10 protein-coding genes are annotated in these 10843 nt (G+C 61.9%); 7 read left to right on the top strand and 3 right to left on the bottom strand.

Translation table 11 applies throughout. The features are described from left to right. Positions 1 to 338 precede the first annotated feature (338 nt). The 4 genes from H0W47_RS17285 to H0W47_RS17270 all read left to right on the top strand — a co-directional run bounded on the left by H0W47_RS17285 (position 339) and on the right by H0W47_RS17270 (position 3680). Positions 339 to 782 (top strand): outer membrane beta-barrel protein, encoded by a 444-nt coding sequence (locus tag H0W47_RS17285; protein ID WP_296926638.1) that lies wholly within the window; start codon positions 339 to 341, stop codon positions 780 to 782. Between the two features lie 133 nt (positions 783 to 915). Then, entirely contained in the window at positions 916 to 1731 is an 816-nt protein-coding gene (locus tag H0W47_RS17280; RefSeq protein ID WP_296926634.1) for a hypothetical protein, read from the top strand. Positions 1732 to 1876: 145 nt separating this feature from the next. Then, the gene (locus H0W47_RS17275) at positions 1877 to 2020 is read left to right on the top strand and encodes a hypothetical protein (RefSeq protein WP_296926633.1); all 144 of its coding nucleotides are present in this window, start codon (positions 1877 to 1879) and stop codon (positions 2018 to 2020) included. A gap of 724 nt (positions 2021 to 2744) precedes the next feature. Beyond that, positions 2745 to 3680 (top strand): crotonase/enoyl-CoA hydratase family protein, encoded by a 936-nt coding sequence (locus H0W47_RS17270; protein ID WP_296926631.1) that lies wholly within the window; start codon positions 2745 to 2747, stop codon positions 3678 to 3680. A 103-nt stretch (positions 3681 to 3783) separates the two neighbouring features. On the opposite strand, the gene H0W47_RS17265 is transcribed toward H0W47_RS17270, so the two are convergent. Next, positions 3784 to 4221: a GAF domain-containing protein gene (locus H0W47_RS17265; RefSeq protein ID WP_296926629.1), complete on the bottom strand. Its 438-nt coding sequence runs from the start codon at positions 4219 to 4221 to the stop codon at positions 3784 to 3786. 216 nt (positions 4222 to 4437) lie between these two features. On the opposite strand from H0W47_RS17265, the gene H0W47_RS17260 reads away from it, so the two are divergent. Continuing rightward, entirely contained in the window at positions 4438 to 6138 is a 1701-nt protein-coding gene (locus H0W47_RS17260) for a wax ester/triacylglycerol synthase family O-acyltransferase (protein ID WP_296926627.1), read from the top strand. Beyond that, complete coding sequence (locus tag H0W47_RS17255) at positions 6062 to 6889, top strand: alpha/beta hydrolase (protein ID WP_296926625.1); 828 nt, start codon at positions 6062 to 6064, stop codon at positions 6887 to 6889. Before H0W47_RS17260 ends, H0W47_RS17255 begins: the two co-directional genes overlap by 77 nt. 111 nt (positions 6890 to 7000) lie before the next feature. On the opposite strand, the gene ppa is transcribed toward H0W47_RS17255, so the two are convergent. Then, on the bottom strand, positions 7001 to 7546 hold the full coding sequence (gene ppa / locus H0W47_RS17250) for an inorganic diphosphatase (protein ID WP_296926623.1): 546 nt from the start codon (positions 7544 to 7546) through the stop codon (positions 7001 to 7003). Positions 7547 to 7774: 228 nt separating this feature from the next. Here ppa and H0W47_RS17245 point away from each other — a divergent pair, with 228 nt between their 5' ends. Beyond that, the gene (locus H0W47_RS17245) at positions 7775 to 10126 is read left to right on the top strand and encodes a sodium-translocating pyrophosphatase (RefSeq protein ID WP_296926621.1); all 2352 of its coding nucleotides are present in this window, start codon (positions 7775 to 7777) and stop codon (positions 10124 to 10126) included. Positions 10127 to 10184: 58 nt separating this feature from the next. Here H0W47_RS17245 and H0W47_RS17240 read toward each other — a convergent pair whose 3' ends face one another. Continuing rightward, a complete protein-coding gene (locus tag H0W47_RS17240) occupies positions 10185 to 10838 on the bottom strand; it encodes a TetR/AcrR family transcriptional regulator (protein WP_296926636.1) in 654 nt (217 codons plus the stop codon). Between the last annotated feature and the right edge of the window lie 5 nt (positions 10839 to 10843).

The following is a 10843-nucleotide window of genomic DNA, read 5'->3' as shown; positions in this document are numbered from 1 at the left end:
CTCGCCTCGGTGCTCCTGCACCATACGGACCGCGCGTTCGCGTACTTCGGGGGAAAACTTGTTTGATTTCTTCATGGCTCCATCTTCTCAAAGGTTGGAGCCTCCTCAATTCCCGGGGCGATTCACCTCACGTATTCTCAGCACGGCATTTTTTGCCTCACCCAAGCAATAAACACAGGGATTTCGATGAAAAAACTTTTGTCCGCTTGCGCAGTCGCCGCAGCTTTCGTGGCATTGCCAGCTACCGCCCAATGGTACGCAGGTATCGGTGCGGGTTCTTCCAAAATCACAGGTGTTGACGGCCCCATCACAGGCGCAGGAATCCCGGCGGGTATCCGATTGACAGGTGGAGACTCCAACGAGGGCATGGTCAAACTGTATGGCGGCTACCAAATTACCCCAATTGGGGGGTCGAAGTGCAGTACTCCGATCTGGGAAAACGTGACCTGGTCGCGCGTAACGCGGCTGGAGCAGCGATTTTGACTGGTACCTACAAGGCATCGCAGTACAGTGTGGCCGGTACAGGCACCGTGCCGCTGGCCGGGAACTTCTCTCTTTTGGGAAAACTCGGCGTTTCCAGCAATCGCGGAAAAGTCTCCGTCGTGGGACAGACTGACTCTAGCAACAAAACTTCGGTCATGGCAGGCGTGGGCGTTGCCTACAACTTCACACCTGCACTCGCCGTGCGCGTTGAATACGAAGATTTCGGCAAGTTCGGTGATGGCTTCGGTGGTTCGGTTCGTGCCAATGCGACTACCGTCAGCCTGAAGTACGCCTTCTGACTGATTTGTTTTTCCAGAAAAGCCGGGGTTTTTCCGGCTTTTTTTATTTCCGCGCAAGTGGCCTTCGACACGAGGCTGCAACACCATAAAAGCGGGTTTGGCATCGGCACCGCCCATGTTTTAAGCTCAGGGCATGCTCGCCATCAGCCCCCTCGCCATCAATACGTTTACCGACGACAAACCAGCGCACAGCACCCTGCCCGTGGCGCTGGGCAAAATCCACGCACGCCGCCTGCGCGAGATTTACCGTTCGGCGGGCTGGCCCTGCCAGGATTTGATTGAAATCGAGCTGCTGGCGGGCGGCATGTTGCAGCGCGTCGCCGGACCGGCGGGCCATGAGACTTTGCGTGTTACCGATGCCGGTGTCAGCTACCTGGCCGCCACACTGGTGCGCAACCGCTCGGCGCTGTCGGCCCATGAAGCGCTGGTCGAACGCGTCGCCTGCGAGATGGTGCGCGCCGGCCGCATCACCTGGCGCGGCCTCGGGCTGCGCGCGCAGTTGCCGCCGCTGGAAGAAGGCGGCAAGCCGCGCTGGTGCATCGCCCGCCCCGACGTCTTCTCGATCCGCAACACCTCCGTCGCTGAATACGTGGACCCCATCGTCCACGAAATCAAGGTGCGCCGCTCCGACCTGCTCGGTGACTTGCGCCGACCCGACAAACGCGCGGCCTACCTCGACCTGGGCGGCGAGTGCTGGTATGTGCTGGGCTGCGATGCCAAAGGACGATGTATCGCCGATCCCGGGGAAGTGCCGGCCGAATGCGGCGCCTTGGTTATCGAGAACGGCCGCCTGGTGGTTGCCCGGGCGGCGCCGCGGCGTGCGCGGCAGTCGCTGCCGCTGGGTGTGTGGATGGCGCTGGCGAAAGCGACGCCGGTTTCTGGGCTTAATGAGGATGAGCAAGGGATGCTGGGGAAGTGCGGGTCGCTTGGTGAAGCGGTTGGCGACTGAGGTTTGTGCCTCCCCTGTTTGCAGGGTGACAAAAGATTGCTGCGCTCATACTGTTGACGTTTTGTGTCCATGGCCCCCGTGTTACCTGATTGGGGGGAGAAAATAAAATTTGACACGGGCGTTTTTATTTATCGAAAATACGCCCATGACAATCGACCCAGCACTGACAAAGGTTGCGTATGCAAAGGCGCAGCTTGCGAGAGAAAACATTGACATAGCCGCAAAAGATTTGAAGGTGGCGAACAAAACCTTGAAAGAGGCGATTCCACAGGCAGCTTGGACAAAATGACATGCGCTCAAAAGCTAACCGAAAAAGCAGAGGTAGCTGTTGTTAAAGCTAGCCATGAGCTTGAAGTAGTCGAGATCGCGTTAGACGTTGCTAGAGGCGTGGACCCGCAAGATATCCCGCCCACTAAACCGTAAACTGCGACGCCGGGACCTGCGTATCGACAGGCCGCGGGATGACCCTTTTTAGCGCGCCAAGCTGGCAGGAGAGCCTCGATAGCCCAGTTCCCAGCATCGCCCTGATTGGGGAGCCAATCAATGCCCGAGCCCCCACAAGCGCGACCGGTCCAGCACTCCGTCAAACCCTGGTTCTCCAAATTTCCAGCCCCGGTTAAGGTCTCCGGCACGAAGACATCACCAGGCGTCAGATCCCTCACCGGCCTGGACGCCGCCTTTCAGAAACACCAGAGACGCCCGTGCATGGGGCTTGGTCAAGCTGTGCGAACACCGGCCGACTTCAAAGGCAGCCTCCACGCGGCAGTAACAGACCACATCGAAAAATGCCGGATTGGCACCGGTGTTTTGATTTGCCGTCCAGCAGCGGTGTTGCCAACAGGCCCGCGAACCTTGACTTGGTGGCCCCATCGGCTGGTGTTGGTCGCGCGTCATCACCTGAGAGTGGCAAGGGAAAACCCGCTGCGCACCTGTCCTCGCAATGACATCTGTCGCAGCGCAGGGTGACTATAGTGAAAACACGCTTGCCATCACCCCACCCCCAAGGAGACACCATGCCCGCATTCGACAGTGTGACCATCCACAAGGACGACAAGGAGCCCCGGATTGCCCGCCTGCGGCTGAACCGTCCTGAGAAACTCAACGCCATCAGCAGCACCATGCCGTCTGATATTCAGCGCGCAGTGCGTTGGGCCGAGGCTGAAGACGAAGTGCACGTCATCATCGTCGAGGGGGAAGGCCGCGCCTTCTGCGCCGGTTATGACCTCAATGAATACGCCGAAGGGCTGGACCCCGCCAACATCACCGACGACCACCCGTGCCGCCAGGAAAAAACGCCCTGGGACCCGATGGTGGATTACGCGCTGATGAAGCGCAACACCGAGGAGTTCATGGCCCTGTGGCGCTGCTCCAAACCTACCATTGCCAAAGTCCACGGTTACGCAGTGGCCGGCGGCAGCGACATCGCGTTGTGCTGCGACCTGCTGGTGATGGCCGACGATGCCCGCATCGGCTACATGCCCACGCGTGTCTGGGGCTGCCCCACCACCGCGATGTGGACCTACCGCATCGGCGCCATCCGGGCCAAGCAGCTGATGTTCACCGGCGACACCATCGACGGCAGCAAAGCCGCAGAGTGGGGGCTGGCCAATATTGCTGTGCCTGCCGCTGAACTGGACGAGGCCACCCAGGCGCTGGCGCGCCGCATCGCCGGCGTTCCCAGATCGCACCTTGCCATGCACAAGCTGGTGGTCAACCAGGTGTGGATGTCCATGGGCCTGGAGCAAACGCAGATGTTTGCCACGGTGTTTGACGGCATCACCCGGCACAACCCCGAAGGCATGTGGTTCCGCCGCCAGGCCCAGGTGGAGGGTTTCAAGAACGCGGTGGACTGGCGCGACAGCGGCCGCGCCATCCCCGAAGGCGACGAAGCCCGCGCCTTGGTGCGCGAGCTTGAAGCCAAACTGGCGCAGGCGCGCGCAAAGCTTTAGGTCACCCTACCCCGACACGCGCGCTTTGTTGGGCAGCATCTGCGGGAACGAAGTGCTTCGAATCCCCTTGAGTACCGTGCAGCGCGCTCGTACTAAAACCCGTCTAAGCCGGCAAACTGTCGAGCTTTTCTTCAAGAATGATCGCAACTTGCTTGCTCAAAAAAGCAAGCATTTCCAATTGCTCCGGGTTCATTTTCTTGGGCTTGACGTCCAGCACACACAAATTTCCCAGAACCCCCTTCTTCGAGGTTACCAACGGGGCGCCGGCGTAGAAGCGTATGCCCAGCGGTCCGGTAACGAGCGCGTTGTCGGCAAACCGTGGATCTGTTTTGGCATCTTCAACGACCAGGACCTCGTCGCAAAACTGCATGGCGCATTCACAGAACGATTCGCGCGAAGGGATTTCCTTGGCATCAAGACCGACACGCGTTTGAAACCACTGGCGATCTTCAACCTTGAGAGACACCAGCGCGATGGGTGTGTCGCATAACTGGGCGGCAGAGCGTGCCAAATCCAGACAGGCTTGATCCTGATTGAACAAGTCGGCGGACAGTTCTGCAAACTTCTTCAGTTTGGCGGTGTGGTCATCAGTGGGGGACGTGAGCATCGAGTCTCCGGCTTAGTCCCCATGATAAATCAGGATCAACAAGACGCCAAATCCATCTCTGCGTCGCGCAGGTTGCATCTTTTACGGCAAACCCCAATGCCGCACGGCGTTCGGCTCGGTTAATGTCTCCCCATCGGAGACTCGACAACAATGAAATCGCTCACCGGCCTGGACGCTACATTCCTCTACCTCGAAACCCCTGAGATGCCCATGCATGTGGGCTCGTTCAACCTGTGTGAGCTGCCAGCGGGCTTCAGGGGCAGCTTTCACAAAGCGGTGAAAGCGCACATCGGTAAACGTATGCACCTGGCGCCGGTGTTCAGCCGCAAGCTGGTGGCCATGCCGCTGGACCTGGGCCATCCGCTGTGGGTAGACGCTGATGAGGTGGATATCAGCTTTCACATCCGCCGCGCCGACCCCGCCAAGAAGGGCGCGCCACCCATGACGCTGGCTGCGGTGCACAAGCTGTGCGCGCAGCTGCATGGCGAGTTGATCGACCGCAACTTTCCGCTCTGGGAGTTCCATATCTTCGACCGCATCCAGTTGCCGGCCGCCATGGGCGGCAAGGTGGTGGCGGGCTTTTTCTCGAAGATTCACCACGCGGCGCTGGACGGCAAGGGCGGGGTCATGCTCGCCAACGCCATGCTGGACATGGGGCCGGTGCCGCGCGAGGTGACGCCGCCGGACCCGGCGCGCCGCCGCAAGCTGGCGTCCGACCTCAAGCTGGGCAAGATGATCGGCTCGGTGTTTTCAAGCTCGCTGGCGCAACTGGCCAAGGCAGCCAGGGCGCTGCCGTTGGCTGCCAGTGCGCTTGGCAGCAGCCTGGGCAGCACGCTGGCGCGGCAATCGGCTGGCGCCGCCACCGGCTCACGCCCCAAAATGCCGATGAAGCTTGCACCCGCCACGCCCTTCAACGCCGGTGTTGGCACTGGCCGGGTGTTTGTCACCGCCACGATTCCGCTGGCCGAATGCAAGGCCATGGGCAAGGCGGTGGACGGCTCGCTCAATGACATGTTGCTGTGGATCTGCTCAACCGCCTTGCGCAGCTACCTGACGGAGCACCACACACTGCCCAAAAAATCGCTGGTGGCGGCCATGCCGGTGTCGCTGCGCGAAGCTGGTGCCAGCGATACCGCCAACCTGGGCAACCAGGTCAGCATGAGCCTGGTGGAGCTGGGCACACACCTCGCGCACCCGCTCAAACGCATGAACGCCATCATGGTCTCCACGGCCAAGGTCAAGTCTTCGGTGGGCGCGCTCAAGGGCCTGCTGCCAACGGACTACCCTTCCCTGCTGGCGCCCTGGCTGGTGGGTGGCGCCGCCAAGATGGCGCTGAACGCCTATGGCAAAAGCGGCTTGGCCAGCCGCCTGCCCATGGTGGCCAACCTGGCGATTTCCAACGTCCCTGGCCCACCGGTCCCGCTGTACCTGGCCGGTGCGCAGTTTCTGACCTTCCACCCGCTGTCCATCATCATGCATGGCCTGGCGCTGAACATCACCATCCAGACTTACGCCGGCCATGTGGACTTCGGCATCGTGGCCGACAAAAAGGCCTTGCCGCATGCCAAAGACCTGGCGGCAGCCATTGAGGCCGCTTTCCGCGAGGCGCAGACCCTGCTGGGCACAAGCGCCGCACCGTCGCCCGTAACCAAGGCGCGCAAGACCACTGTCACCTCAGCGACGGGGTTAGAGAAGTCTCCCTCTGTGAAGCGCGCCGCCCGGCCCAAGATAAGCAGCATCCCAAACACGGCCAAAACATCCAATGCATCCAGCCATGGCACAACCCCTTCTAAAGCAGGCAGCCCGAAAACACGATCAAAAGCAGGATCTGCACGACGGTCCGCCGCCTAACGCCTGGCTGCTCGCGCTGGAATTTCGCGCTTTCTGGGAATTCGGCGCGCTGCTACCGGCTTGGCCCATGCTGGCCCGGGCGCCGCGCGGTGACGGGCACGGCGTGGTGGTCTTCCCCGGCCTATCGGCCAATGATGGTTCCACCATCCCGCTGCGCCGCTACCTCAACTCGCTGGGCTACGCCACCAGCGGCTGGGAACAGGGCTTTAACTTCGGACCCCGCGCCGGCGTGCTGGAAACCGCACGTGCCCAGGTCAAACGCGCTTTTGACGAGAGCGGGCGCAAGGTCAGCCTGATCGGCTGGAGCCTGGGCGGGGTCTATGCACGGGAGCTGGCGAAAGAATTTCCGGAGATGGTGCGCGGCGTGATCACACTGGGCACGCCGTTTGCAGGCTCGCACCGTTCAACCAATGCGTGGCGCATTTACCAGTTGGCCAGCGGCCGTAAAGTCGAGCGTGAGACGGAAAACTACGACCTGCCCGCCGCCCCACCGGTGCCAACCACCAGCATTTTTTCACGCAGCGACGGCATCGTGGCCTGGCAGGGCAGCATCCAAAAACCAGCGGCGCACAACCCTCATACCGAAAACGTCGAGGTCGTCGCCAGCCATGTCGGCCTGGGCGTCAACCCCAGCGCCTGGTGGGCGGTGGCCGACCGGCTGGCGCAGCCGCAGGGACAGTGGCAGCCCTTCCAGCGCAAGGGCACATTTCTGCACGGACTGATTTACCCTGACCCGGCACGCGCCGCCTAAAAAAGGCTGGCGCCTACGCAAAAGCGCCTGCAGCATTTGCTGCAGGCGCTCTCTTTTTGATAGCTGCTCACGCCCACCAGACAAGGGCTGGATGGCTAAAACACTTCACACTCACGCCGCTTCGGGGTGTTCCTTGCGGTAGTTGGCTATACCGTCCATGATTTCCTTGTTGGCCGCGTCCGTGCCTTCCCAGCCGTTGATCTTGACCCACTTGCCTTCTTCCAGGTCTTTGTAGTGCTCGAAGAAATGCGAAATGGTTTTCAGGCGCAGTGGGTTCATATCTTCAGGTTCTTGCCACTGCGTGTAGAGCGAGCATTTTTTGTCGATGGGCACGGCCAGCACCTTGCCGTCTTCACCGGCTTCGTCGGTCATCTTAAGGATGCCAATGGCGCGGCAGGTCACGACCACGCCAGGGATCAGCGGCACGGGCGTGATCACCAGCACGTCCACTGGGTCGCCGTCGCCGCTCAGGGTCTTGGGCACATAGCCGTAGTTGGTCGGGTAGTGCATGGACGTGCTCATGAAGCGGTCCACAAAAATCGCGCCGGATTCCTTGTCCACTTCGTACTTCACCGGATCGGCGTTCATCGGGATCTCGATGATGACGTTAAAGGCATGGGGCGCATTTTTGCCGGGGGTAACTTTATCGAGGGACATGGTCTCTTTGCGTTGGATTAATGAAAATGGGCTAGACAGGCAGTCAGTATTTACCCTCATTTTAAGGGTTCGGGCCTGAAGCATCGTCAAGTTGTCACGTTTTCGCGTTAAATTTCCTGAGTTGGCCAATCGTCTCCACAGAAGTTGAGAGCAACGAGGAAGCAACGCAGCGGGGGTGCCGCTAGCGTCGCATCCCCTCCAAGCGAAAAACAACGTAGGAGATTCTCTATGACAGGCAACTCAGCGCTCATTCTGGCGCTCGTCTGCGGCTTCATTGCCGTCGGATACGGCTTTTGGGCCCGTAGCTGGATTCTTTCCCAGGACGCAGGCAACCCCCGCATGCAGGAGATCGCCGCCGCGATCCAGACCGGCGCCGCCGCCTATCTGGCGCGCCAATACAAAACCATTGCCATCGTCGGCGTCGTGCTGGCGATCCTGATCGCCATCTTCCTTGATGTGCCCAGCGCCATCGGCTTTGTGGTCGGCGCGGTGCTGTCCGGCGCCTGCGGCTTCATCGGCATGAATGTCTCGGTACGTGCGAACGTACGCACCGCGCAGGCCGCCACCAGAGGGATTGGCCCCGCGCTCGACGTCGCCTTCCGTGGCGGCGCCATCACCGGCATGCTCGTGGTGGGTCTGGGCCTGCTGGGCGTCACCGCCTTCTACTGGTTCCTGGTCGGTAACGGCAACTACACGCCTGACGTCAAGCTGGCCAACCTGCTGAACCCGTTGATTGGTTTTGCCTTCGGCTCCTCGCTGATTTCCATCTTCGCTCGCCTGGGCGGCGGCATCTTCACCAAGGGCGCCGACGTCGGCGCCGATCTGGTGGGCAAAGTCGAGGCGGGCATTCCGGAAGACGACCCGCGCAACCCGGCCGTGATTGCCGACAACGTCGGCGACAACGTCGGCGACTGCGCCGGCATGGCCGCCGACCTGTTTGAAACCTACGCCGTGACATTGATCGCCACCATGGTGCTGGGCGCCCTGCTGGTCACCGGCGCTGGTACCAGCGCGGTGGTTTATCCACTGGCGCTGGGCGCGGTCTCCATCATCGCGTCCATCATCGGCTGCTTCTTCGTCAAGGCCTCGCCGGGCATGACCAATGTGATGCCGGCGCTGTACAAAGGCCTGGCCGTCGCCGGCGGCTTGTCGCTGATCGCGTTTTACTTCGTGACCATCTGGCTGATCCCCGACAACGCCATCAAGGCCTCAGGCACGCAGATGGCGCTGTTTGGCGCCTGCGCGGTGGGCCTGGTGCTGACCGGTGCGCTGGTCTGGGTCACCGAGTACTACACCGGCACGCAGTACGCGCCGGTCAAACACATTGCCCAGGCATCGACCACCGGCCACGGCACCAACATCATCGCCGGCCTGGGCGTGTCCATGCGTTCTACCGCCTGGCCGGTGATTTTTGTGTGTATCGCGATCTGGGTGTCGTTCTATCTTGCCGGCCTGTACGGCATTGCGATTGCCGCGACCTCCATGCTCAGCATGGCCGGCATCGTGGTGGCGCTGGACGCCTACGGCCCGATCACCGACAACGCCGGCGGCATCGCTGAAATGGCCGACATGCCGCCCGAAGTGCGCGCGGTAACCGACCCGCTGGACGCGGTGGGCAACACCACCAAAGCCGTGACCAAGGGTTACGCCATCGGCTCGGCAGGCCTGGCAGCCCTGGTGCTGTTTGCCGACTACACGCACAAGCTCGAGGCCTACGGCCGCGCCATTACCTTCGACCTGAGCAACCCGATGGTCATCATCGGCCTGTTCATCGGTGGGCTGATTCCCTACCTGTTCGGTGCCATGGCGATGGAAGCCGTGGGCCGCGCCGCCGGTGCGGTGGTGGTCGAAGTACGTCGCCAGTTCCGCGACATCAAGGGCATCATGGACGGCACCGGCAAGCCCGAGTACGACACCGCCGTTGACATGCTGACGACAGCGGCCATCAAGGAAATGATGATCCCCTCGCTGCTGCCGGTGGTGGTGCCGATTCTGGTCGGCCTGCTGCTCGGGCCTGCCGCGCTGGGCGGCCTGCTGATGGGCACCATCGTGACCGGCCTGTTCGTCGCGATTTCCATGTGTACCGGTGGCGGCGCCTGGGACAACGCCAAGAAATACATCGAAGACGGCCACCACGGCGGCAAGGGCTCCGAAACACACAAGGCCGCCGTGACCGGCGACACCGTGGGCGACCCCTACAAGGACACCGCCGGCCCGGCCATCAACCCGCTGATCAAGATCATCAACATCGTGGCACTGCTGATCGTTCCGCTGATGATGAAGTTTCACGGTGGGCCCGCCACTGCCGCGCCGGTGACACCCGTGGCAACGCCTGCAGCCATGAGCGCCCCGGCCGCACCGGTGACGCCGGTGGCGGCGCCACCGGCCATGACCGCGCCAGCGGCGCAAATAACCCCGGCAGCAGGACCGGCCGCCATGAGCGGGCCGACTGCAGCGCCTACGACCGTGACCGCGCCAGGTGGCATGCCCGCCCCCGCGCCTACCCAGGCAGCGGATGCGGCGGCGACGCCCACCGGCGGCGCAGCGCCTGCAGCACCTGCAGCCTCCGCAGCAAAATAAAAGAAGAAGCCACGTTTTGCTTCAGCCCGCTTCGGCGGGCTTTTTTTTGTCCTGATGTTCAGTCAGGCGCGGCCAGCACCGCCCGCACCAGCGCGCTACAGGGCCGGGTGAGTTCGGCCAGATTGGCTGTGCGGCCCGATTCAATCGCCTCAAGCACCAGCTCGTTGATGCCGCCGACCACCGCCATCGCCATGGTGGCGTGGCGCGCGGCCTCTTGCGGCGTATGCACGTGGCCGGCATGCACCACCTGCACCACGAAGTCGGCCAGTTCCTGGTTCATGCGGCGGCGCACCTGCAGGCCTTCGGCACCGAGACCGAGGATTTCAATGAACAGCGTTCGCAGCAAGGCCGGGTTGCTGGCCAGGCAGGCCAGGTAGGCACCCAGCGCATGATCGACCTGCGTCTTCCAGTCGCGGCGCGGATCGATGGCGTCCTTGAGCACCTTGAGCCCGCTGTGGCTGGCCGAGACATACAGGGCGATCAGGCACTCGTCCTTGCTTGCAAAACACTCGTAGAAGCTGCGTTTTGATACGCCAGCTTCGCGCACGATATCGGCCACAGTGGTCTCGGCATAGGCTTTGGCCGCCACGCTGTGCGCCATGCCCTCAAGCAGGCGTGCACGGTAGGGTTTGACCGCCTCTGCGGCAATGGGTGGGGTGTCAGGAGGGTGCATGAACAGGATTGCGAGCGGCTTGGTACTTGACAGTACCACAACAC

The sequence above is a fragment of the Polaromonas sp. genome (assembly GCF_013817205.1).
In the GTDB taxonomy this organism is placed as follows: Bacteria; Pseudomonadota; Gammaproteobacteria; order Burkholderiales; family Burkholderiaceae_C; genus Polaromonas.
The sequence above is the reverse complement of the archived record's forward strand: the minus strand, read 5'-3'. Positions and strand labels throughout refer to the sequence as shown.